The sequence below is a fragment of the Ensifer sp. YR511 genome (genome assembly GCF_900103045.1).
GTDB lineage: Bacteria > Pseudomonadota > Alphaproteobacteria > Rhizobiales > Rhizobiaceae > Ensifer > Ensifer adhaerens.
Window position 1 is genome coordinate 26571 of record NZ_FNGR01000021.1, and the last position, 23495, is coordinate 50065.

Consider the following 23495-nt stretch of genomic DNA (forward strand, 5'->3'; position numbering starts at 1 on the left):
ATCGCCAGATGGCCCGTTCAGCACTTCTCAATGTCATGGTTCAGGCCGCCTTCAAGGCGGGCAAGTCGTTGTCCCGCGATTTCGGCGAAGTCCAGAACCTGCAGGTCTCGCTCAAGGGACCGGGCGACTATGTTTCGCAGGCCGATCGTAAGGCCGAAAAGCTCATTCGCGAAGAACTCCTGAAGGCTCGCCCGACCTATGGCTTCCTCGGCGAGGAAGGCGAAGAGATCATCGGCACCGACGGTGCGCACCGCTGGATCGTCGATCCGCTCGACGGCACCACCAACTTCCTGCACGGCATTCCGCATTTCGCAGTTTCGATCGCACTGGAGCGCCAGGGCGAGATCGTCGGCGCTGTCGTCTTCAACCCGGCAACCGATGAACTCTACACGGCCGAGCGCGGCGGTGGCGCCTTCCTCAACGACCGTCGTTTGCGCGTCGCTGCACGCAAGCATCTTTCCGATGCCGTCATCGCCACCGGCACGCCGCATCTTGGCCGCGGCAACCACGGCAAGTACCTGATCGAACTGCGCCATGTGATGGGCGAAGTTGCAGGTATCCGCCGCATGGGCTCGGCTGCGCTCGATCTTGCCTATGTCGCTGCCGGCCGTTTCGACGGCTACTGGGAGCGCGACCTTGCCGCTTGGGATATTGCCGCCGGTGTGCTTCTCATTCGCGAAGCCGGTGGTTGGACGCACGATATCAACGGCGGCGCCCGCCCGGTCGATGACGGTTCGGTCATCTGCGGCAACGAATACATCGTCAAGGCGCTGACGGAAGTCGTTCACCGCCCGGTGCCGACGAAGTAAGTCGCAATCCCGTTCGTTCCGAAGCCTCCGATGCGCACCCCGCATCGGAGGCTTTGTTTTTGGCACGAAGCTGGGCGGTGCAACACGACACCGCCACAGGCCTGTGCCTAACTGGCGACCTGCAGGCCGTGGCGTGATCCCGGCTGCATACACAAATTGGCCCTTGAATCGATTTCGGTTTCAGGAATTATGCGATAGGCTCCGGGCCGGCGCGGCGCCGTTCCGTCAAGTGAAGCGGGAGATACTCATACCCATGACGAAACTGCATCTGTCCGGGTGGAACGGTCGGGAAGGTATGGAAGACGGCTACAACCCGCACAAGCTCTCGAGCCCCATGCACTATTTCTGGACGATGGTGGTCTTTCTGATCATCGTCGGCTTCGTGGGTGCAATCCTCTTCCGTCAGGCCCAAAACGCCTTTCTCGCCAATCCGGGCCTCAACGGCCTGATCCTCGGTGTCCTTCTGATCGGCATCCTGCTCGTCTTCAACCACGTGCTGGGCTTGCGCCCCGAGGTGCGCTGGTTCAACTCGTTTCGTGCCGCCGGCAGCGCCGACAAGGTCGGGCGCGATCCGGTGCTGCTTGCGCCGATGCGGGCGCTGATCGGCGGTCGCCAGACGGCGATCTCGACCACGGCGCTGCGGTCGATCCTCGATTCCATCGCCACCCGCCTCGACGAATCGCGTGACATTTCGCGTTACCTGACCGGGCTTCTGGTGTTTCTCGGCCTGCTCGGCACCTTCTGGGGCCTTCTTGGAACGATCGGCTCGATCAACACGGTCATCCAGTCTCTGGATGCCGGGTCGGGAACGACGGAAGACATCCTCTCGGCGCTGAAGAATGGCCTGTCGGCACCGCTCACCGGCATGGGCACGGCGTTTTCGACGTCGCTTTTCGGCCTTTCCGGTTCGCTGATCCTCGGCTTTCTCGATCTGCAGGCCGGGCGCGCGCAGAACCGCTTCTACACCGAGCTTGAAAACTGGCTCTCCTCCGTGACGGACGTCGGCTCGGAACTTTCGCCGGCGCTCGATCTGCCCGCCGGCGCGCCGGTCGAGGAGCTGAAGAGGCTCACCGACCAGCTCGTCCGCCTCAACCATGAGGGCGGCGCGAACCAGCGCACGACCGCGGCCATGGCAAGCCTCGCCGAAGGCATTCAAGGGCTGGTCAAGAACATGCGCGGCGAACAGCAGATGCTGCGGGATTGGATCGAGGCTCAGCAGGACGAAGCCAAGGCGATGCGCAAGACGCTCGACAAGCTGGCATCGCGGGTCGGCATCTCCGACCGGTCGCCTGCGCATGACAAGCCGGCCGTGTCGGCCAAGGCGCGCGTGGAAGAGGCCGGAGGAGAGTAATCCATGGCGCTTGCCCGAAAAGGCCGCTCTCAGCGCACGATCGACTATTGGCCGGGCTTCGTCGACGCACTGTCGACGCTGCTGCTGTCGATCATGTTCCTGCTGACCGTCTTCGTCCTTGCACAGTTTCTGCTCAGTCGCGAAATCAGCGGCAAGGACGAGGTGCTGACGCGGCTGAACAGCCAGATCAACGAACTCACCCAGCTTCTGGCGCTCGAAAAGAGCGGCAAGCAGGATCTCGAGGATTCGCTTGCCAATCTGCAGGCGTCGCTCGCCACGTCCGAAGGCGAACGCTCACGGCTGCAGGCCCTGCTCGACCAGGGCGCCGGGAGCACGGACGCCGCCAACCAGAAGATCGGCCGTCTCGGCTCTGAGCTTGAGACCGAGCGTGAAGTCAGCGCCCGGGCCATGAGCCAGATCGAGCTGCTGAACCAGCAGATCGCCGCGCTCCGCAGCCAGATCGCCGCCATCGAAGTCGCGCTTCAGGCGTCGGAAGCCAAGGACCAGCAGTCGCAGACCAAGATCGCCGATCTCGGACGCCGGCTGAACGTGGCGCTTGCCCAGCGGGTGCAGGAACTCAACCGCTACCGCTCGGACTTCTTCGGACGCCTCCGGGAAATTCTTTCCGACCGTGAAAACATCCGCATCGTCGGCGACCGCTTCGTCTTCCAGTCGGAGGTGCTGTTTCCCTCTGGTGGCAACGACCTCAATCCGGAAGGGCAGGCGGAAATGGCCAAGCTCGCCACCGCGCTGCTCGACCTCGCCAAGGAAATCCCCGCCGAAATCAACTGGGTGCTGCGCGTCGACGGCCACACGGACAATGTGCAGCTTTCAGGCGCCGGGCGCTTCGCCGACAACTGGGAGCTTTCGTCGGCGCGTGCGACCTCCGTGGTCAAGTTCCTGATCTCGAAGGGCGTGCCAGCAGATCGGCTAGTGGCCGCGGGCTTTGGCGAGTACCAGCCGATTGCACCGGGTGAAACCCCTGAGGCGCGGGCGCAGAACCGCCGCATCGAGCTCAAGCTGACCGAGAAATAGACTTCGCTCTCCGCGTATCCCGTCGTCGGGCGACGCAGCCTGGCGCTTGAATTGACCTTGACGTACGCGTAACAATTCTGCAGCCATTCAGATGGCTGCGGCGGCCTTTGCGTGTCAGAGCGTGGGGGGCCGGATGGGATGCGAGGGGGAGAGCATTTCATGGATTGCGACGTTTTGGTTATCGGCGCGGGGCTTGCCGGCCTTGTCGCCGCAGCGGAGGCGGCGGCACTCGGCCGCAGGGTCATCGTGCTCGACCAGGAAGGGGAACAGAATCTTGGCGGACAGGCCTTCTGGTCGCTTGGCGGCCTGTTCTTTGTCGACAGCCCCGAACAGCGCCGCATGGGCATCCGCGACACCCGCGAGCTTGCCGGGCAGGACTGGGTGGGCTCCTCGCAGTTCGACCGTCCGGAGGATCACTGGCCACGGCTCTGGGCCGAAGCCTATCTCGACTTTGCCGCGGGCGAGAAGCGCTCCTGGCTGCACTCGCTCGGCATGCGCTGGTTTCCCGTGGTCGGCTGGGCGGAGCGCGGCGGTGGGCTCGCCCACGGGCACGGCAATTCGGTGCCGCGCTTTCACGTCACGTGGGGTACCGGCCCGGCGGTGCTCGAACCGTTCATCCGGTTGACGCGCGAGGCGGAAAGTCGTGGTCTCGTGCGCTTCCGCTTCCGCCATCGGGTGGATGAACTTGTGACCACCGACGGCCGCGTGACGGGTGCGCGCGGTGCGCTGCTCAAGGACGATCCGGTCGGGCGCGGTGAGCGCAGCTCCCGCGACATCGTCGGCGATTTCGAGATTTCGGCGGGCGCGATCGTCGTCACGTCAGGCGGTATCGGCGGAAACCATGATCTGGTGCGCCGCAACTGGCCGCGCAAGCGGCTCGGCCAGCCGCCGGCGACGATGGTTGCGGGCGTGCCCCACCATGTCGACGGGCGCATGCTGGAGATCGCCAGCCAGGCGCGCGGCGCGGTCATCAATGCGGATCGCATGTGGCACTATACGGAGGGGTTGAAGAACTTCGATCCGATCTGGCCGGACCATGGCATCCGCATCCTTCCGGGCCCTTCGTCCTTCTGGTGCGACGCCGACGGCAACCGTTTTCCGGCGCCGGCCATGCCCGGCTTCGATACGCTCGGCACGTTGAAGGCGATCCGCGACAGCGGTCATGATTACAGCTGGTTCGTGCTGACGCGGGCGATCATCAAAAAGGAGTTCGCGCTTTCCGGTTCGGAGCAGAATCCCGATCTCACCGGCAAGAGCATCGCCCTTCTGTTAAAGCGGCTCGGCAAGAACCCGCCGGGGCCGGTCCAGGCGTTCATGGACAAGGGCGAGGATTTCATCGTGCGCGACCGTCTCGAAGACCTGGTGCCGGCGATGAATGCGCTGACCGGTGAGAACCGGCTGTCGCTGGAGCACTTGCGGCAGCAGATCGTGGCGCGCGACCGGGAAATTACCAACGCATTCTCCAAGGACGCGCAGGTGACCGCGATCCGCGGTGCGCGCGCCTATCGCGGCGACCGGCTGCTGCGCACGGCCAAACCGCATCGGCTGCTCGATCCCAAGGCCGGCCCACTGATTGCCGTTCGGCTGCATATCCTGACGCGCAAGACGCTGGGCGGGCTTCAAACCAACCTGTCAGGCCAGGTGTTGGAGCAATCGGGCGAGCCGGTGCCCGGTCTCTACGCTGCCGGCGAAGTCGCCGGCTTCGGCGGGGGCGGCATGCATGGCTACAACGCACTCGAAGGCACGTTCCTCGGCGGCTGCATCTTTTCCGGCCGGGCCGCGGGGCGGGGTGCTGCCGGGGTGTGATGGCTCCTTGCCGCGTATTTGCCCCTCATCCTAGCCCTCTTCTCGTCAAGCGGGGAGGTGACGGTCGATTGTGCAACGATACCCTCACGTGTAATCGCCGCCGAGGCGGCGCGGTACATCGAGGTTCAGGCAACCGAGTAACATCGTATGTGCTGGCGCATACGCACGGACCGCGCCACAAGTCCCTTCTCCCCGCCTGCGGGGAGAAGGTGGCGGCAGTCGGATGAGGGGCCCCGCTCGTTCTGATCGTCAATCCATCTGCACATTGGCGTCACGAACGACCGGCGTCCACTTCGCCAATTCGGCTTTCACATGGGCTTCCAGCTCTTCCGGCGTCGAGCCGACAATCGTGGCGCTGAATTCCTTCATGCGCTCGACGACAGCGGGATCCTTCAGCGCCTTGTTGGCCGCCTCGTTGAGGCGGGCGACGACCGGCTGAGGCGTGTTGGCCGGGGCGAAGAGCGCGTTCCAGGTGTAGGTCTCGTAGCCCGGAATGCCGGCCTCGGCGACTGTCGGCACATCCGGGAAGGACGGTGCCCGTTCCGCCGTGGTCACCGCAAGCGCCCTCAGCGTTCCCGCCTTGATGTGGCTGGAGGAGGAGGGGAGGTTGTCGAACATGATCGGCACCTGGTTGCCGATGACATCGTTCAGCGCCGGGCCTGCGCCCTTGTAGGGGATGTGCTGCATGCTGACGCCGGCCATCTTCTTGAAGAGTTCGCCGGAGAGGTGCAGCGGCGTGCCGTTGCCGGAAGACGCATAGCTGTACTCGTCGGGCTTGGCCTTCAGGAGTGCCAGCAGTTCCGCAACGTCCTTGGCCGGGAGTTCCGGATTGACGACGAGCACGTTGGGCACGACGACGAGCAGGGAGATCGGCGCGAAATCCTTTTCGGGGTCGTAGGGCTTGGTCTTCAGGATCAGCGGATTGAGCGCGTGGGTGGCGACCGTGCCCATCAGGATCGTATAGCCGTCCGGATCGGCGCGGGCGACATTGTCTGCGCCGAGATTGCCACCGGCGCCGGCAACGTTCTGGACGATCACCTGTTGGCCGAGGTCCTCCGACATTTTCTGCGCGACGATGCGGGCAACCACGTCGGTGGAACCGCCGGCGGCAAAGGGAACGACGAGCGTTATCGGCCGGTCGGGGAAGTCCTGGGCCAGTGCCGTCGAGCCAAGGGGCAGCGCCGTCAGCGCCATCAGGCCCAGCGCCAGAGCGGCACGCCGGGTCAGGTGCGAAAATGCCATGCGGTAGTCCTCCCGATCAATTCAGCAGAAAGCGATGCCGGCCTCCTCGGCCGGCCCCCTAACAATAGGGCTCGGCCTCCCGTCGGCAACCGCTTTACGGCAAATCGGAGGACGCTTTTCGCGCCGTGCGGTGCGTTTAGCTCTGCACGTTGACGAACAGGGCCTCTGCGCCATGGTTGAACTGCAGCCGCGCAAGCTTGGCGTAAAGCCCGCCCTGGCGGATGAGGGAGGCGTGGGTTCCTTCCTCGACAATACGGCCATGATCCAGCACCAGGATACGATCGGCCTTCAGCACGGTCGCCAGCCGATGGGCGATGATGATGGTCGAACGCTCGTGCAGCAGGCCGTCGAGCGCCTTTTGAACCAGCGTCTCGCTCTCGGCGTCGAGGGCCGAGGTTGCTTCGTCGAGAAGCAGCACCGGCGCGTTCTTGAGGATGGCGCGGGCGATGGCGATGCGCTGGCGCTGGCCGCCGGAAAGTGTAACGCCACGTTCGCCGACATAGGTGTCGTAACCCTTGTCGAGCCTGTTGATGAACTCGTCCGCCTGCGCGGCGACGGCGGCGGCACGCACCGCCTCGCGGCTGGCATTCGGCATGCCGAAGGCGATGTTGTCATGCACGGACGAGGCGAACATCGTCACATCCTGCGGCACGATCGCAATGCGGTCGCGCAGATCCTTCGGATCGACGGTGCGAATGTCGACGCCATCAACGCGCACTGCGCCCTTGGCAGGGTCGTAGAAGCGAAGCAGCATGGAGAACACAGTGCTCTTGCCGGCGCCGGACGGTCCGACGATCGCAACAGTCTCGCCGGGCGCGATGTTGAAGCTGAGGCCGTTGAGGCTCTTGTAGTCGGGTCGCGACGGGTAGGCGAAATGAACGTCGTCGAAGGCGATGGCGCCGGTCGCCGGGACCGGCATGGCGACGGGATTTTCCGGAGCCTGGATCTCGGGAATTTCGGTCAGAAGCTCGTTCAGCCGCTCGGCAGCACCCGCTGCCTGCGAGAGTTCGCCCCAGACTTCCGAGAGCGAACCGAGGCTGCCCGCGGCAAAGACCGAATAGAGCAGGAACTGGCTGAGCGTGCCGGCGGAGAGATTACCTGACAGTACGTCGTGCGCGCCAAACCAGAGCACGGCGACGACGCTGCCGAACACCATGGTGATGGCGAAAGCGGTCAGCACCGAGCGCGCCTTGATCGCGGCGCGCGCCGCGCCATAGGCATCCTCGACGGCGGCTCCGAAGTGGCTGTTGGCAAGCCCTTCGCCATTGAAGGCCTGGACTGTGCGCGATGCGGCAATCGCCTCGCCGGCATAGGCCGAGGCGGCAGCGAGCGTGTCCTGCGCCTGGCGCGAGCGGCGGCGGACGGAACGGCCGAAGCCGACGAGCGGGAAGACGATGATCGGGATCGCGATCAGCACCAGGCTCGACAGCTTGGGGCTGGTATAGACCATCATGCCGATGGCCCCGAGACACAGGATCAGGTTGCGCAACGCGACCGACGCGGTGGCTCCGACAGCAGACTTCACCTGGGTGGTGTCGGCGGTCAGTCGCGAGACGATCTCGCCGGACTGGTTGACGTCGAAGAAGGAGGCGGAAAGGCGGGTGACGCGATCGAAGACATTGCGCCTCAAGTCGGCAACGATGCGCTCGCCGAGCGTGATGACGAAGTAGTAGCGCGCCGCACTCGCCAGCGCCAGCACGATGGCGAGCATCATCAGCATCGAGAAGTAGGTGTTGATGAAGCCGCTGTCGGGACTGGAGAAACCGTTGTCGACCATCCGCCTAACAGCGAGCGGCAGCGCCAGCGTGGTCACGGCAGCGAGGATCAGCGAAATGCCGGCGCCGACGACCAGATGTCGGTAGCGGGCGAGATAGGGGAGGAGCGTGGCGAGCGGGCGGATGGACTTGCGCGCAGGCGCCTGGTTTTCTCTTGACGACACTTGACCCCTTTCGCCAGACACGGAGGAAGGGATTGCCCATGAGTCTTCCGTGCGGCACTTGTTATCGCGCAGACCTTGATGTATAGGCACGGCATCGAATTGGGAAGCCGTGGCCGTTCAGCCGGTGCGCGGCTTCATTTACGTGTTCGGTCTCGAAGTCGCAATGCCTTGCGACAATTGGACCCTGGAACTCTAGGAAGATCGTTATGAAGGCAGACATCCATCCCGATTACCACGTCATCAAGGTAGTCATGACCGACGGCACCGAATACGAAACCCGCTCGACCTGGGGTTCTGAAGGCGCCACCATGAACCTGGAAATCGACCCCAAGTCGCACCCGGCCTGGACCGGCGGCAACCAGCAGCTCATGGACCGCGGCGGCCGCGTCTCCAAGTTCAAGAAGCGCTTCGAAGGCCTCGGCCTCTAATCGAGCGCCTCTTCGGCAGATTCAAAAAGCCCGGGTCATTTGGCCCGGGCTTTTTCTGTCTTGGTTCTGGGGGTAGGCCGGGCGAGGCGGTGACATGGCGCCGTGCCATGGACGCGCTGTGGCCACTGGCGCTCCGTCGCTGTTCCAGGCAAGGAGCAGGATGACGGCGTTATGTCGCGGTTCCTGACCCGACCAGCCGGCGCTTTTCGCAAGCAGCAACGCCTCTTCCGTCAGGAGATCGAGATGCCCTTGTGTGGCGTCGATCGGATAGGCGCCCTCGGTGAGGTTTCTCCAGGAGTTTTCGCAGTCGAGGCCAAGGCGCGCCAGTGCCGCCATGTGCTGCCGGTCGCAACGAAAAACCCGCCGGCAAATGCTGTTGCGGCGGGTTTGATTTCTCAGGTCTATTTTCTGCGCGGCGTCAGTTGGTTCCGAAGGCCGTCTGCAGCAGCTTGATCTGCGCCTTGACGCCGTTCTGGTTGTCCGGGACGATCGCGGCCGCTTCGTTAGGGCGATAGATCTCGCGGTCGAGCAGGGCGACGCGGTTCTGCAGGCGCAGCGAGCGCTCGATCAGGTCGCGGAAGGATTCCGGCAGTTCGGCCCAGCCGGGAGCCGCCTTGTCGACGTTGAAGCTGTCGAGGCGAACCTTGCTCTTTTCCGACATCACCTGATCGCGGCTCATCTCGCCGTTGTTGACGGCGCGCTGCAGGAGCAGCCAGGAAGCCATCTGCATCAGGCGGGTGGTGAGCCGCATGGATTCGGCTGCATAGAGAACCGATGCCATGCGCGGCAGGACCTTGGAAGCGGCGCGGCCCGGTCCGTCGAGATAGGTGGCCGTTTCCTCGACCAGTCCCATGCCTTCCGAATAGAGGGTCTTGAATTGTGCCGAGGACGCCGCGTGTCCTGCGAAACTGACCGTATTCAATCCTCTCTCGGACATGACCTGTTTTCCCTGGTTCAAACGCATCACGACAGTCAGGTAGTGGACGGTTATGGGAAATAAATCCTTGCCCGTCTCTATGCTTGAAGAATGATCCGATAGCGCATTTCGCGCAAGGGCATTCTTAAGAAAGGGTTAATCTCCACAGTTCTTTGGATAAACCTATGCCAAAACAAAAAAAGAGCCGCGGAAAGCGGCTCTCAAGGTAAAACAGGGAGAAAAATCAGACCCATTCGCCAGTCGGTGAAATTGTCTGAAACCGGAAAGCTCCGGATGCCCTGACAATCGCAGATAATGCTTAATGCCGCGTTAAACGCGCTTCGTTTTGCTGCGGTGCGACCTTACGCCGCCGGATCAGCGAAACAGGTTCTCGGCGGCCGAGCGGCTGGCGGACTTGCGTGTCCGCTCCGCCTCCAGCCGTGCAATCTCCTCGGTCAGAAGGGTGATGCGTTGCGTCAACTCGTCAACCGACAGCAGCGCGAGATCGCTGCCAATTTCATGGGCCACCTTCTTTTGCGGCCGATCATCGTCAAACAGGCTCATCGGACTGATCCTCCCATTCCGGACCTTTGTCTGGCTCGTTGCGTGTCTCGTCAAACGGCGCCGCGCGCGGCGAAAGCTGCAGGCTTTCCGGCGTCGTCGGCGTGCCGGCGTTGACCGGCGAGAAGGCGTCGCGGTCGGAGACCGGGACCGGTGCGCGCATCCGGCTGCGGATGATGGCGTAGGCGGTGATCAGGATATGGGCGCAGGCGGTGATCATGAACAGGCCGTAGGGGCCCGCCGCCGTCATGACCGGGCCGCCGATCGTCGGGCCGATGATGGTGCCGATTCCGTAGAGCAGCAGCAGGCCGCCGGAGACCTTGACGAAGTCCTCGGCCGTCGCGAAGTCGTTGGCGTGCGACACGGCGATCGGATAGAGCGCGTTGGCCGCCGCACCGTAGATCGCAATCAGCGTCAGCACGATCCAGACCTGGGTCGGCTCGACCAGGAAGATCAGCAAGCCTGCGAGAGCGCCGACCCCGGCAAGCGCTGCCAGGACGTAGCGCCGGTCGATGCGGTCGGATAGCCGCCCGGCCGGCAACTGCATGACGGCGCCGGCAAAGATCGCCACGCTCATCATGGCGGCGACGGTGCTGTCGGAAAGGCCCGCCTGGCGGCCAAAGACGGCGCCGAGCGTGCCGAACGCGCCGTTGGCAATACCGACGAGCAGGATGCCGAGGAAGGAAACCGGCGAGTTGCGGTAAAGGCCGCGCAGGTCGAGGCTCACCTTCTTCAGCGGTTGCGGCGAGGCAGCCTTGGACAGAAGCGTCGGCAGCATGGCGACGCAGTAGAGGATGCCGCAGATCATGAATAAGATGGTGGTGGAGGTATCGCCGAAGGGGATCATCATCTGGCCGCCGACGACGCCGAAGAGCGTGATGGCAATATAGAGCGAGAAGATGACGCCGCGGCTCTCGTTGGTGGCGCGCTCGTTCAGCCAGCTTTCGATGATCATCGAGGTGCCGGCGGTGGAGAAGCCTGTCAGCGCCCTGAGGATCAGCCACCAGGTCGGATCGATCAGGATGCCGGTCAGTAGCGCGACGATGGCGATGAGCGAGGCAAAGACGCTGAAGGCGCGCACGTGGCCGATGCGCTTGACGACCGTGGGCGCAAAGAAGCAGCCGAGAACGAAGCCAGCAGCCCAGGATGTGCCGATCAGCCCGAGGATGGTGGTGGGATAACCTTCAGCGGTGCCGCGCACGGGAAGAAGAAGCCCCTGCAGACCATTGCCCAGAAAGAGAAACAGCGTGCCGAGCAGGAGGGCGGCGACCGGGAGCAGGTTCTTTCTCATCATTCATCCGAAATTCGTTCTGCCGTCAGCAAGTTAGGGCGGTGCCTGGTGAATTGCCAGCCGGTTTCTGATTGCAGCGTCTGGCAGTGCCGCAGGTTTTGTCCTTCGATGGGAGACGAATGACGCAACATGCGGCGGCCGGTCATTGCAAATCGCCCGCGGAAACACTAGCCCTTTTTGCCAAGCGCAACGTATCGCTAGTCCTCGGGGGAGGCGGTGCTGCGTGCGACGAAGAGTGCCGGTGTTGCGAACGCTTCACCGGTCGAGGCGGCCTCCCGGTAGACGAGGGCAACATGCAGAAGGCGATCGCCCTTTTTCTGCTTCTGATCATGGCCATTCAGCTCCTCTGGCCGATCGGCATTCCGGGGCTGCGCCGCCGTCGCGATTTCTGGAAGATCGCGGTCTTCGCCATCGTGATGATGATGGTGACGGTGTTGATCCGTCCCTGACCCGGCCGCCCCGCCGCAACTCCCCGTTACCTTTGGAACTCCATCGCCTCCGGCTCGCCGCTACCTTGGTTGCGAAACCTGTCGTTTCAACCAGAAAAGGGCGCAGGACAGATGGGAAAGAAAGCGCTAAAGTGCGAACCTCATTCGGGAGATGACTTCGAGGGTTTCTTGGAACGCCGGCTTGCTGCCATTCTCGCTGCCGATGTCGTGGGGTACAGTCGCCTGATCGGCGCTGACGAAACCGGCACGCTGGCCGCCATGAAACGGCACAAGAGCGAACTCGTCGATCCGAAGATCACCCGTCACAAGGGACGCATCGTCAAGCTCACCGGCGACGGCATCCTGGTCGAGTTCGCAAGCGTCGTGCACGCGGTCGCCTGCGCCGTCGATATCCAGCGCGGCATGCTGCTGCGCAACGAAAGCGTGTCGCCGCTGAAGCGCATCGAGCTCAGGATCGGCGTGCACCTCGGCGACATCATCGTCGAGGATGGCGACATCTTCGGGGACGGCGTCAATGTCGCGGCGCGTCTCGAAGGCCTCGCAGAGCCGTCGGGCATCGCCGTCTCGGCTTCCGTGCGCGATCATGTCGGGTCGCGCCTGGATGTCGGCTTCGTCGACAAGGGCGAACACACGCTGAAGAACATCGCCGCCGGCGTTCACGTCTATTCGGTGGCGCTCGGCGCCCCGACGAAGGTCGCGTCGGCACCGAACGGATCGTGCCCGGTGGTGCTCGACGATGGCTACGGGCTCTCGGTCGGCGTGCTTCCCTTCACCAATATGAGCCACGATCCGGAGCAGGAATACTTCTCCGACGGCATCACCGAAGACATCATCACCGACCTCTCGAAGATCTCGAAGCTGCACGTCGTCGCCCGCAACACCGTGTTCACCTACAAGGGGCGGTCGGTGAAGGTGAAGCAGGTGGCCCAGGAATTGGGCGTCCGCTACATCCTCGAGGGCAGCGTGCGCAAGGCGGGCGCGCGGGTGCGCATCACCGGCCAGTTGATCGATGCGCTGACCGGCACGCATCTCTGGGCCGACCGCTACGACCGGGACCTGACTGATATCTTCGCGATCCAGGACGAAATCACCCATGCGATCGTCGACCAGTTGAAGATCAAGCTGCTGCCGGCGGAGAGGCGGGCGATCGAAAGCGACCCGACGACAAGCGTCGAGGCCTATACCTACTATCTGCGTGGCCGGCAGTTTTCCCACGCCTGGACGCGCTCCTATCTCCTGCTCGCGCGGCGCATGTTCATGAAGGCGGTGGAGCTCGATCCGGATTTTGCCCGCGCTTATGCCGGCATTGCCGACTGCGAGTCGGCGCTTCGCGATTGGCACGAGGATGAATTTCCGCTGCAAGGCATCCTGTCCATGACCGACAAGGCGCTGGCGCTCGACCCAGACCTCGCGGAGGCCCATGCGTCTCGCGGTCTCGTGCTGCATCAGGACGGCCAATGCGACGAAGCCGTTGCTGCCTTCGAGCAGGCGCTTGCGCTGGATGCCGGGCTCTACGAGGCGAATTTCCATTATGGCCGCTTCCTGTTCATGCAGGGCGCGTTCGAAATGGCGATTCAGTTCTTCAAGCGTGCCGCCGATATCCGGCCGGACGACTACCTGTCACCGATCCACCTGATGAGCGCCTATCGCACGCTCGGCCGGGATACTGAACGCAAGCAGTGGGCGCGCATCGGCATCGCCCGGGCAGAGCGGGCGCTGGAGCTCAACCCGGAAAACTCGGGCCCGGCCCACCGCGGCGCGCTGGCGCTTGCCCATATGGGCGAGGCCGACCGTGCGCGCGAATGGGCAGCGCGGGCGCTGGCAATCGATCCCGATGACGTGGTCGCCCGCTACAACACGGCCTGCGTCTTTTGCATCCTTGGCGATATCGACGCGGCCCTCGATCTTCTCGAAACCTTGCTGCCGCAGAGCTCCTGCTACCAGTTGCTCTGGTTCAAGCAGGATTCCGACCTCGACGCGGTGCGCCACCATGTTCGCTTCCAGGCGATGGTCGAGGCGATCGCGAAATGCGAAGCGGGATTGCGCTGACCGCCGGACAGTCGTTTCCATCCGGCGGCTCGAAGCTTGCTGTTAGTGGTGGCCCGCCTGGCGGGATCCCTGAGGGGCGCTGACGCGCCCAGCCGTCAGCCACCAAATGGCCGCCCCGGTCACGAACAGCATTGCTGTTGCCACCATCACGACCGCGGTAAACGCTCCTTCGAAGGCGAGGCGGGCACGGCTCACCAGTTCGCTCGCCACTTCCGCCGGCAGCTTCTCGGCGAGGAGCAGGGCTTCATCGAGGCTGTCGCGCGCCATCGGCGGGATTGCAGCCCCCTCCGGCAGGACGAGGAAGGCGGTGTAGACGACCGACATGATGGTGCCGAGCACGGCAATGCCGATCGCGCCGCCAAGCTCGAACGAGACCTCCTCGATCGATGCTGCCATGCCGGCCCGTTCCGGCGGGGCGTTGAACATGATGGCGCTGGAGGCGGCGGTCATGGACGCACCGATGCCGAGGCCGAGGACGACGAGGGTGACGATCTGGGCGAGCGCGCCGGTTTCATGGACGAGCAGATAGCCGCCAAGACCGAGAGCCGCCAGGATGAGGCCCGAGCGCAGCACCACTTCGGCGCCCAGGCGCGGCAGCAGGGTGCCGGTCAGCGGGCCGGCGACGAAAGCCGCAAGCGGGATCGGCAGAATGAAGACACCGGCCTCGAGCGGCGAAAAGCCCTCGACCAGCTGCAGCTGCTGGCTCAGCACCAGTTCGATGCCGACGATCGAGGCGGATGCCACGAGCGCTGCGGCAACGCCGGAGGAAAACACCGCATTGCGGAAGAGGCTGAAGTCGATCAGCGGATGCGGGCTGCGGCGCTGGCGGCGCACGAAGAGAAAGAGCGCGATCGCGCCGATCACGGCGGCAGCGAGACCCGCTTCCAACGACGGCTCGCGCTTGCTCGTTTCCTTGACGGCATAGGCAAGGCCGATGAGGCCGACCATGATCTGCAGCGAACCGATCGCGTCCCAGGGGTGTTTCGGATTGCCAGCGTTGTTCGGCAGCACGACGAGGCCGAGCACGAGGGCCATCGCGACGACCGGCACGTTGATGAGGAAGACCGAGCCCCACCAGAAGTATTCGAGCAGGAAACCGCCGAGCACCGGGCCGATCGCGGCACCGCCCGAAGCGATCGCTGCCCAAACGCCGATCGCCAGCGCGCGTTCGCGTTCGTCGGTGAAAGTGAGCCGGATGATCGACAGCGTCGCCGGCATCATGAGGGCAGCGCCGACGGCGAGCAGGACGCGACCACCGATCAGGATCGCCGGTGTCGGCGCATAGGCGGCGATCAGCGAGGCGATGCCGAAGACGGCAAGGCCGACGATGAAGGGCTTCTTTTGGCCGAGCCGGTCGCCGAGCGTGCCGAGGCCGGGTAGAAGACCAGCGACGACGAGAGCATAGGCGTTGACGATCCAGAGCTTCTCCGACGCGGTGGCGCCGAGATCATGGGTCAGGCGGGGCAGGGCGGTATAGAGCACCGTCATGTCGACGACGATCAGAAAGAGCGCGCTCGATACTATGGCCAGAATGAGCCAGCGATTTTGCGGAAGCATGGTACACCTCGGTGGCCGCCACTGGGAAATGGGCGCTGGGCCTTGTTTAAATCAGGGTCGTTGGTTATTTGAATACGTACGTATGGATTTGAAATAGGAAGTCAAGATGGGACGGCGACGAACAATCGATCGGGACAAGGTTCTGGACGCGGCGGAGGCGGTGGTGAATTCCGTCGGCGCGGCCGGCCTGACGATCGATGCCGTCGCCAAGGCTTCCGGCATCACCAAGGGCGGCGTGCAATATTGCTTCGGCAACAAGGACGGCCTGATCGACGCGATGATGCAGCGTTGGTTCGACGAGTTCGATGCCGCGGTAACGGCGGAAGGCGGCGACGACCCTGATCCGATCAAGGCAATGCGCGCCCATGCGGCGGTGACCGCCCGGATGAACACGGCTGACAATGCCCGCACTTCCGGCATGATGGCCGCACTGCTGCAGCGGGAAGAGCACATGGCGAAGAATCGCGCCTGGTACCGCACCCGCCTCGATGGTCTCGACCTCTCGACGGAGGAGGGGCGCAGGGCGCGGATGGTGTTTCTGGCAACGGAAGGCGTCTTCCTGCTGCGCGGCTTCGGTTTCCTCGAGATGGAAGACGCCGAATGGCAGGATATGTTTGCCGATATCTTGAAGCTTCTGCCCGAGCGCGACCGCGCCTGAGGCGTTAAAAAACCGCTAGAGCTCGATCAGCCCGCGCATGGCGCTGACGCACTGGCCGGAAAGGCTGACCTTGCGAACGACACCACCCTGCTTTCGGACATGCGCGCCGATGAGGCTGCGGCGCCCCATCTCCACACCCTGCTCGATGATGATCTCGACATCGATATCCTGCTCCGGGACGAGCGAGACGAGATGGGCGGAAAGTGCTGCCGAGGCGCTGCCGGTTGCCGGGTCCTCGTTGACATTGTCGAGCGGCGCGAACATGCGCGCCCGGATCTGCCATGGCGCCTCTGCCGAGCGAGCGTAGAGGAACAGGCTGAAACTGTCTTCCTCGGGTTTGTAGCGCGCGTTGGCCGCCTGGAAGGCGGTGACATTGGGTTGGGCGGACGACAGCGTCGCGACATCCTTGATTTCGGCGACGGCGAAGGGCAGCCCGACGGAAAGCCGGGTCGGCGCATGCACGCGTCTGCTGACGGCTTCAGGCGCGAGCGACGCGCAGGCGGCGATGGTGTCGGCGTCGATTTCGGGGCCGACGGTCAGGCTGCGCGGTACGACGATGGTGGCGCCCACCACTACACCGCCTTCCCGCAGCAATGTGGCCTCGACAAGGCCGGCCTTTTCCTCGAACCGCAGGATTTCACCGGGCGCGCGGCCGAAGATTTCCTTTTGCCCGCCGAGCACGAAGGCCGTGCCGACATTGGGATGACCGGCAAAGGGAATTTCGGTCGTCGGCGTGAAGATCCGGACCTCGGCGGTGTTGGCCGGGTCGCGGGGCGGCAGCACGAAGGTCGCTTCCGAATAGCCGAACTCGGTCGCGATCGCCTGCATCTGACGATCGCTCAAGCCGCGAGCGTCGGACATGACAGCCAACTGGTTGCCGGCGAAGCGCTCGTCGGTGAAGACGTCGACGGTGACATAGGCAACGGATTTCGGCGCGGTGTCAGAGGTCATGGTCCTGGCTTTCGCTGGTTGGGCGCCGTTGGCGCTCATCGTGTCGGCTCTGAAGCCAAGGCTTAAGGCAGCCGACACACCGCACAAAGACGCGAACTTGTCCGGGTGACAAGTTCCCCGACGACGACGAAGCCGTCACCTCGCAGGCGCGCCAACCCTTTGGCAAAAAAAAAGGGGCCGGCGGACGGCCCCTTCTCATCCGGTAGACCTGGCTTAGGCAGCCTTCTCGAGTTCCTTCTTCCACGTACCCTTGGCGGCAAGGCTGCACATCTCGGCGCGATGCGAGAAGGCGCGCTGGCCGGCGCCGATGTTGTCGGCCTTGCCGTGCCAAGCATTGAGCGCCTCCTGCTGCAGCGCGCGGCCATAGGAGAAGGTGAGCTTCCAGGGCAGGTCGTGGCTGGCATTCATTGCCGAGAGGTGGGCGGTCGCTTCCTCGGTCGACTGGCCGCCCGAGAGGAAGGCGATGCCCGGTACCGCCGAAGGCACCGTGCGCTTCAGCACCCGGATGGTGCGCTCGGCCACTTCGGCGACGGAGGCATTGCGGGCCTTCTTGCCGTCGATCACCATGCTCGGTTTCAGGATCATGCCTTCGAGCTTGACGCGCATGGCCGCCAATTCTTCGAAGGTTGTCCGCAGCGTCCACTCGGTCACCTGTTCGGAGCGATCGATCGAGTGATCGCCCGGCGCGCCGTCCATCAGCACTTCCGGCTCGACGATCGGGACGATGCCGGCGTCCTGGCACAGGGCGGCGTAGCGGGCGAGCGCATGGGCATTGGCGCGAACCGCACCGGCGGTGGGCAGCGTATCGGAGATGGAGATCACGCCGCGCCACTTGGCAAAGCGTGCGCCGGCCTCGTGATATCTCGCCAGCCGCTGGGCAAGGCCGTCGAGGCCTTCGGTGATTGTCTCGGCCGGGAAGTTCGTCATCGGCTTGGCGCCCGCATCGACCTTGATGCCGGGGATCGAGCCGGCCGCCCGGATGATGTCGACGAGCTGGGTGCCGTCGACCGCATGCTGGAACAGGGTTTCTTCGTAGAGGATGACGCCGGAGATGTATTTGCGCATCGCCTTTTCGGCGCGCAGCAGCATCTCGCGGTAATCGCGCCTGGAGGTTTCGGTGGATTCGAGACCGATCGTATCGAAGCGCTTCTTGATCGTTGCCGTGGACTCGTCAGCGGCAAGCAGTCCGCGGCCATTGGCGACCATGGCGACGGCGATGTCTTCCAGTTTTTCCGTCATGCTTTTTCTCTCCCTAGACAGCGCCGATCATCAGGATCAGGCGAACACTGAAACAGTTGCAGGGCCGACGGTGCACGGGGCAACCGCCACGCTCCCAACAGGAGCGCGAGTAACAGGTGAAATTGTCCAGGAAAATGGCGGGAAAATCGACTGAAACGATTTAAAATTTTTTAATCGTTTGAATAAATGATGTTTTTTCTTGATGGCCGGCGCGTGAGAGTGCTTCCCACGCGCCGGTTGTATGACTTACTTCTGCTTCAGGATGTCGACGCCCGGAAGCGGCTTGCCTTCCATCCACTCCAGGAATGCGCCGCCGGCGGTCGAGACGTAGCTGAAATCGTCGGCGACTTCGGCATGGTTCAGCGCCGCGACGGTATCACCACCGCCGGCAACCGAGACCAGCGAGCCCTGACGGGTGCGGGCAGCCGCATGCTTGGCAACGGCAACGGTGGCCTTGTCGAAAGGCGCGATTTCGAAGGCGCCGAGCGGACCGTTCCAGACCAGCGTTTCGGCCTTGGAGATCCAGTCATTGACGGCCGCGATCGACTTCGGGCCGACGTCGAGAACCATGGCATCGGCGGGAATGGCGTTGATGTCGACGACTTCGTTGTCGGCGCCGGCCTTGAACTCACGGGCGATCACGCCGTCTTCCGGCAGCACGATGGCGCAGCCGGCTTTGTCGGCAGCGGCGATGATCGCCTTGGCGGTGTCGGCGAGGTCATGCTCGCACAGCGACTTGCCGACATTGATGCCCTTGGCAGCGATGAAGGTGTTGGCCATGCCGCCGCCGATAACGAGCGCATCGACCTTGGTCACGAGGTTCTGCAACAGGTCGATCTTGGTCGAGACCTTGGCGCCGCCGACGATGGCGACGACCGGGCGCTTCGGCTGGCCGAGACCCTTTTCGAGCGCTTCGAGTTCGGCCTGCATGGTGCGGCCAGCATAGGCCGGCAGGTGATGGGCAAGGCCTTCCGTCGAAGCATGGGCGCGGTGCGCTGCCGAGAAGGCGTCGTTGACGTAGATGTCGCCATTGGCGGCGAGCGCCTTGACGAATTCGGCCTCGTTCTTTTCCTCGCCCTTGTGGAAGCGGGTGTTTTCCAAGAGCAGCACGTCGCCGTCGCTCATTTCGGCGATCGCGTTCTTGGCCTTGTCGCCGATGCAGTCGGCGCCGAAATGAACGCGCTGGTCGAGCACGTCTTCGACGGCCGGAGCGATCGTCTTCAGCGACATGTCGGCGACCGGCTCACCCTTCGGACGGCCGAAATGGGCGAGCAGGATGACCTTGGCGCCCTTCTCGGACAATTCGCGGATGGTCGGCGCGACGCGCTCGATGCGGGTCGCGTCGGTGACCACGCCGTCCTTGACCGGCACGTTGAGATCGACGCGCACCAGAACGCGCTTGCCGGCGATGTCGGTCAGATCGTCGAGGGTCTTGAAAGTCATCAGATAGTCTCCGGTGATAGTCTTTGGAAAAGGGTGGGGTAGTCGATGACGAGGCCGTCCTCGTCTACGGGCAGTTCCGCGGCAAAACTGCGGTCCTCGGCCTCGTAGCGATAGAGCCTGAAATCATCGAGGCAGGTGTAGTGCTGGCCGTCCACAACAGGCTGAAACGTGTCGAACGGCACATAGAGCATCTTCAGTCTGGCGGTGCCGGACTGGCTCACAAGGCCGAGGCGGCGGATCGGCAGCGTGTTGGTGAAGGGCGTTCCCGCGAGGTCGATATCGATACAGCCGTCGAATTCGGGGAGGGGCGTGCCGCGTGCCGTCGCCCATTCGCCCGGAACGTCCGAGCGGAGATGCAGGCTGCGGCCATCGGTGGTGTCGACCATCAATTTGCGAACGTGCCAGCTGTCGTCGCAGTCGATCCGGTAGCGCGCGCCATAGGGCGTGCCGCCGCGGCTGCCGATCAGAACGCCGACGGCGCGGATGACCGCGCCGTCGGTGGTGTCGATTTTTGTCAGCGTCAGGTGTTCGAGCCCTTCCCCTTCCAGCGGACGCCAGCGGACCGTCGTTGAGGAGAGGGCGCGAAACATCTGTCTTAGATGAGCTTGGCGAACGCGACCGCCGTGTCGGCCATGCGGTTCGAGAAGCCCCACTCGTTGTCGTACCAGGTGAGGATACGCACGAAGTTGCCTTCGACGACCTTGGTCTGGTCGATCGCGAAGATCGAGGAGTGGCTGTCATGGTTGAAGTCGCGCGAAACGAGCGGCTCTTCCGTGTAGCCGAGAACGCCCTTGAGCGCGCCATTGGAGGCGGCCTTGATGGCGTTGGTGATTTCCTCGACCGAGGTGTTGCGCTTGGCGACGAACTTGAAGTCGACGACGGAGACGTTCGGGGTCGGGACGCGGATCGACGTGCCGTCGAGCTTGCCCTTCAGTTCCGGCAGAACCAGGCCAACGGCCTTGGCGGCACCGGTCGAGGTCGGGATCATCGACAGAGCGGCAGCGCGGGCACGGTACAGATCCTTGTGCATCTGGTCGAGCGACGGCTGGTCGTTGGTGTAGGAGTGGATCGTGGTCATGAAGCCGTGGCTGATGCCGATGGTATCGTTCAGGACCTTGACGACCGGAACCAGGCAGTTCGTCGTGCAGGATGCGTTGGAGATGACCAGGTGGTCCTTGGTCAGCTGGTCGTGGTTGACGCCGTAGACGACCGTCAGGTCGGCGCCGTCGGCCGGAGCCGAGACGATGACGCGCTTGGCGCCGGCAGTCAGGTGGGCTGCAGCCTTGTCGCGGGCGGTGAAGATGCCGGTGCACTCCATCGCGATGTCGATACCGAGTTCCTTGTGCGGCAGCGTTGCCGGATCCTTGATCGCGGTCACCTTGATCGGCTTGCCGCCGTTGATGGTGATCGTGTCGCCTTCGACCTTGACCTCGGCCGGGAAACGACCGTGGATCGAGTCATAGCGCAGCAGGTGAGCGTTGGTCTCAACGGGGCCAAGGTCGTTGATCGCAACGACTTCGATGTCGGTGCGGCCGGATTCGACGATCGCGCGGAGCACGTTGCGGCCGATGCGGCCAAAACCGTTGATGGCGACTTTCACTGTCATGGGTCTCTCCCTGTCTGACTGACGTGGTACGAAAAAAAGCGGGGCGCACCTTTCGGCGCGCCCCGCAGATTGATCAGGCGAGCTTCGTTTCCGCGGCGGCGACCACCGCCTCGGGCGTGATGCCGAAGTGCTTGTAAAGCTCCTTGTAGGGGCCGGAAGCGCCGAAGCTCGACATGCCGATGAAGGTGCCATCGCTGCCGATGAAGTGATCCCAGCCCTGACGGATGCCGGCTTCGACGGCGATCTTGACCGGCGAGTTGCCGATGATCGCCTGCTGGTAGTCTTCGCTCTGCTCGGCGAAAAGCTCGAAGCAGGGAACGGAGACGACACGGGTCGAGATGCCCTTGGCGGTCAGCGTCTGGCAGGCCTTGACGGCGATTTCGACTTCCGAGCCGGTGGCGAAGATCGTGACCTTGGCGTCGGCGGCCGAGATCAGGTCATAGGCGCCGCGGGCGCAGAGGTTTTCTTCCTCATACTCGGTGCGAACGGTCATCAGGTTCTGGCGCGTCAGCGCGATGCCGGACGGACGGTTGTGGCTTTCGAGCGCCAGCTGCCAGCACTCGGCCGTTTCCGTGGCGTCGGCCGGGCGGAACATCAGGAGGTTCGGGATGGCGCGCAGGGCTGCCATATGCTCGACCGGCTGGTGCGTCGGGCCGTCTTCGCCAAGGCCGATGGAATCGTGCGTCAGCACGTGGATGACGCGGATGCCCATCAGAGCGGCAAGGCGGATCGACGGACGGCAATAGTCCGAGAAGATCAGGAAGCCGCCGGAATAGGGGATGACGCCGCCATGCAGCGCCATGCCGTTCATGGCAGCGGCCATGCCGTGCTCGCGAACGCCCCAATGGATGTAGCGGCCGGAGAAGTCGTCAGGGGTGATCGACTTGGTCTGGCTCGTCTTGGTGTTGTTCGAGCCGGTCAGGTCGGCCGAGCCGCCGATGGTTTCGGCCAGAACGCCGTTGATGACTTCGAGCGCGTCTTCGGAAGCCTTGCGGGTTGCCGGTGACGGCTTGGTTTCGGCGAGCTTCTTCTTGTAGTCGTCGATGGCGGAGGACAGACGGCCTTCGAGCTCGCCGGAGAAGCGGCGAACGAACTGGGCCTTCTTCTCGGCCTCGCTCTTTTCAAGACGGTCTTCCCACTCCTTGCGCGCCTTGGTCGAGCGCAGGCCGGCCAGACGCCAGGCGTCGAGAACGTCCGAGGGAACGACGAAAGCTTCGGCTTCCCAGCCGAGTGCCTTGCGGGTGGCGGCGATTTCCTCGGCGCCGAGCGGCGAGCCGTGAACCTTGTGGGTGCCGGCCTTGTTCGGTGCGCCGAAACCGATCGTCGTCTTGCAGGCGATCATCGTCGGCTTGTCGGACTTCTGCGCCTGGTCGATCGCGGCGGCGATCGCTTCCGGATCATGGCCGTCGACGGCAATGGTGTTCCAGTTGGAGGCGCGGAAGCGGGCGTGCTGGTCGGTCGAGTCGGCGATCGAGATCGGGCCGTCGATCGAGATGTTGTTGTCGTCCCAGAAGACGACCAGCTTGTTGAGCTTCAGGTGGCCGGCGAGCGAAATCGCTTCCTGGCTGATGCCTTCCATGAGGCAGCCGTCACCGGCGAGCACGTAGGTGTAGTGCTCCATCAGGTCGGAGCCGAATTCGTCGCGCAGCTTGCGCTCGGCGATCGCCATGCCGACGGCATTGGCAATGCCCTGGCCGAGCGGACCGGTGGTCGTCTCGATGCCGGCGGCGTGGCCGTATTCCGGGTGGCCGGCGGTGCGGGCGCCGAGCTGGCGGAAGTTCTTGATCTCGTCGATGGAGATGTCTTCGTAGCCCGTCAAATAGAGCAGCGAGTAGAGCAGCATCGAGCCGTGGCCGGCCGACAGCACGAAGCGGTCGCGGTTCGGCCAGGAGGGGTTCTTGGGGTCAAAGCTCAGATAGCGCGTGAAGAGGACTGTCGCTATGTCGGCTGCACCCATGGGCAGGCCAGGGTGGCCGGAATTTGCCTTCTCGACGGCATCCATGGAGAGGAAACGGATCGCATTTGCCATCCGGTCGTGTTTTTCGCGAGAGATCATGACTGTTCCGTTTGCGTTCGGTGGTCAGGGAACGGTCTCTATCCTCCAAAGACCGCGCAAGAAGCGGCTGACACATAGCAGGTGCGCCGTGCGAGTCAATAAATACGGG

At 63.8% G+C, this 23495-nt stretch carries 20 protein-coding genes; 8 read left to right on the forward strand and 12 right to left on the reverse strand.

The features are described from left to right. Window positions 1-8: 8 nt before the first annotated feature. From BLU15_RS26980 to BLU15_RS26995, 4 genes are all read left to right on the forward strand, one after another. Window positions 9-809 (forward strand): inositol monophosphatase family protein, encoded by an 801-nt coding sequence (locus BLU15_RS26980; protein ID WP_034806132.1) that lies wholly within the window; start codon window positions 9-11, stop codon window positions 807-809. Window positions 810-1062: 253 nt separating this feature from the next. After that, a complete protein-coding gene (locus BLU15_RS26985; RefSeq protein ID WP_034806134.1) occupies window positions 1063-2160 on the forward strand; it encodes a MotA/TolQ/ExbB proton channel family protein in 1098 nt (365 codons plus the stop codon). A 3-nt stretch (window positions 2161-2163) separates the two neighbouring features. Next, window positions 2164-3195, forward strand: a complete 1032-nt coding sequence (locus tag BLU15_RS26990; RefSeq protein ID WP_034806136.1) for a peptidoglycan -binding protein — start codon at window positions 2164-2166, stop codon at window positions 3193-3195. A 159-nt stretch (window positions 3196-3354) separates the two neighbouring features. After that, window positions 3355-5001 carry an FAD-binding dehydrogenase gene (locus BLU15_RS26995; RefSeq protein WP_034806137.1) on the forward strand — a complete coding sequence of 549 codons (1647 nt, stop codon included), beginning with the start codon at window positions 3355-3357 and terminating at the stop codon, window positions 4999-5001. Between the two features lie 249 nt (window positions 5002-5250). Here the strand turns inward: BLU15_RS26995 and BLU15_RS27000 are convergent, their stop codons facing one another. Both BLU15_RS27000 and BLU15_RS27005 read right to left on the reverse strand, forming a co-directional pair. Then, on the reverse strand, window positions 5251-6243 hold the full coding sequence (locus tag BLU15_RS27000; RefSeq protein ID WP_090299720.1) for a Bug family tripartite tricarboxylate transporter substrate binding protein: 993 nt from the start codon (window positions 6241-6243) through the stop codon (window positions 5251-5253). A gap of 136 nt (window positions 6244-6379) precedes the next feature. After that, a complete protein-coding gene (locus tag BLU15_RS27005) occupies window positions 6380-8182 on the reverse strand; it encodes an ABC transporter transmembrane domain-containing protein (protein ID WP_034806139.1) in 1803 nt (600 codons plus the stop codon). A 206-nt stretch (window positions 8183-8388) separates the two neighbouring features. Between BLU15_RS27005 and rpmE the strand changes: the two genes are divergently transcribed. Beyond that, entirely contained in the window at window positions 8389-8610 is a 222-nt protein-coding gene (gene rpmE, locus BLU15_RS27010) for a 50S ribosomal protein L31 (protein WP_034806140.1), read from the forward strand. Window positions 8611-9028: 418 nt separating this feature from the next. Here rpmE and BLU15_RS27020 read toward each other — a convergent pair whose 3' ends face one another. The 3 genes from BLU15_RS27020 to BLU15_RS27030 all read right to left on the reverse strand — a co-directional run bounded on the left by BLU15_RS27020 (window position 9029) and on the right by BLU15_RS27030 (window position 11378). After that, the gene (locus BLU15_RS27020) at window positions 9029-9547 is read right to left on the reverse strand and encodes a protease adaptor protein RcdA (protein WP_034806141.1); all 519 of its coding nucleotides are present in this window, start codon (window positions 9545-9547) and stop codon (window positions 9029-9031) included. A 354-nt stretch (window positions 9548-9901) separates the two neighbouring features. Further along, a complete protein-coding gene (locus tag BLU15_RS27025; RefSeq protein ID WP_034806142.1) occupies window positions 9902-10090 on the reverse strand; it encodes a DUF1192 domain-containing protein in 189 nt (62 codons plus the stop codon). Further along, window positions 10077-11378, reverse strand: coding sequence for an MFS transporter (locus tag BLU15_RS27030; RefSeq protein ID WP_090299727.1), 1302 nt, complete (start codon window positions 11376-11378; stop codon window positions 10077-10079). The genes BLU15_RS27025 and BLU15_RS27030 overlap by 14 nt, the downstream gene beginning before the upstream one ends. A gap of 293 nt (window positions 11379-11671) precedes the next feature. On the opposite strand from BLU15_RS27030, the gene BLU15_RS39640 reads away from it, so the two are divergent. Next, complete coding sequence (locus BLU15_RS39640; protein ID WP_090299729.1) at window positions 11672-11827, forward strand: hypothetical protein; 156 nt, start codon at window positions 11672-11674, stop codon at window positions 11825-11827. Between the two features lie 168 nt (window positions 11828-11995). After that, window positions 11996-13876 (forward strand): TPR end-of-group domain-containing protein, encoded by a 1881-nt coding sequence (locus BLU15_RS27040; RefSeq protein WP_034806145.1) that lies wholly within the window; start codon window positions 11996-11998, stop codon window positions 13874-13876. A gap of 42 nt (window positions 13877-13918) precedes the next feature. Here BLU15_RS27040 and BLU15_RS27045 read toward each other — a convergent pair whose 3' ends face one another. After that, complete coding sequence (locus BLU15_RS27045; protein ID WP_090299733.1) at window positions 13919-15433, reverse strand: MFS transporter; 1515 nt, start codon at window positions 15431-15433, stop codon at window positions 13919-13921. A gap of 106 nt (window positions 15434-15539) precedes the next feature. On the opposite strand from BLU15_RS27045, the gene BLU15_RS27050 reads away from it, so the two are divergent. Continuing rightward, window positions 15540-16091, forward strand: a complete 552-nt coding sequence (locus BLU15_RS27050; protein WP_060605929.1) for a TetR/AcrR family transcriptional regulator — start codon at window positions 15540-15542, stop codon at window positions 16089-16091. A gap of 15 nt (window positions 16092-16106) precedes the next feature. Here BLU15_RS27050 and BLU15_RS27055 read toward each other — a convergent pair whose 3' ends face one another. The 6 genes from BLU15_RS27055 to tkt all read right to left on the reverse strand — a co-directional run bounded on the left by BLU15_RS27055 (window position 16107) and on the right by tkt (window position 23386). Continuing rightward, window positions 16107-17042, reverse strand: a complete 936-nt coding sequence (locus tag BLU15_RS27055) for a PhzF family phenazine biosynthesis protein (RefSeq protein ID WP_090299735.1) — start codon at window positions 17040-17042, stop codon at window positions 16107-16109. 213 nt (window positions 17043-17255) lie between these two features. Further along, window positions 17256-18281, reverse strand: coding sequence for a class I fructose-bisphosphate aldolase (locus tag BLU15_RS27060; protein WP_034806152.1), 1026 nt, complete (start codon window positions 18279-18281; stop codon window positions 17256-17258). Between the two features lie 246 nt (window positions 18282-18527). Then, on the reverse strand, window positions 18528-19724 hold the full coding sequence (pgk, locus tag BLU15_RS27065; protein WP_034806155.1) for a phosphoglycerate kinase: 1197 nt from the start codon (window positions 19722-19724) through the stop codon (window positions 18528-18530). Next, complete coding sequence (locus tag BLU15_RS27070) at window positions 19724-20314, reverse strand: putative glycolipid-binding domain-containing protein (RefSeq protein ID WP_060605923.1); 591 nt, start codon at window positions 20312-20314, stop codon at window positions 19724-19726. The genes pgk and BLU15_RS27070 overlap by 1 nt, the downstream gene beginning before the upstream one ends. A 5-nt stretch (window positions 20315-20319) precedes the next feature. After that, window positions 20320-21330 (reverse strand): type I glyceraldehyde-3-phosphate dehydrogenase, encoded by a 1011-nt coding sequence (gene gap, locus BLU15_RS27075; RefSeq protein WP_034806178.1) that lies wholly within the window; start codon window positions 21328-21330, stop codon window positions 20320-20322. A 73-nt stretch (window positions 21331-21403) separates the two neighbouring features. Further along, entirely contained in the window at window positions 21404-23386 is a 1983-nt protein-coding gene (tkt, locus tag BLU15_RS27080; RefSeq protein WP_090299737.1) for a transketolase, read from the reverse strand. Window positions 23387-23495: the final 109 nt, after the last annotated feature.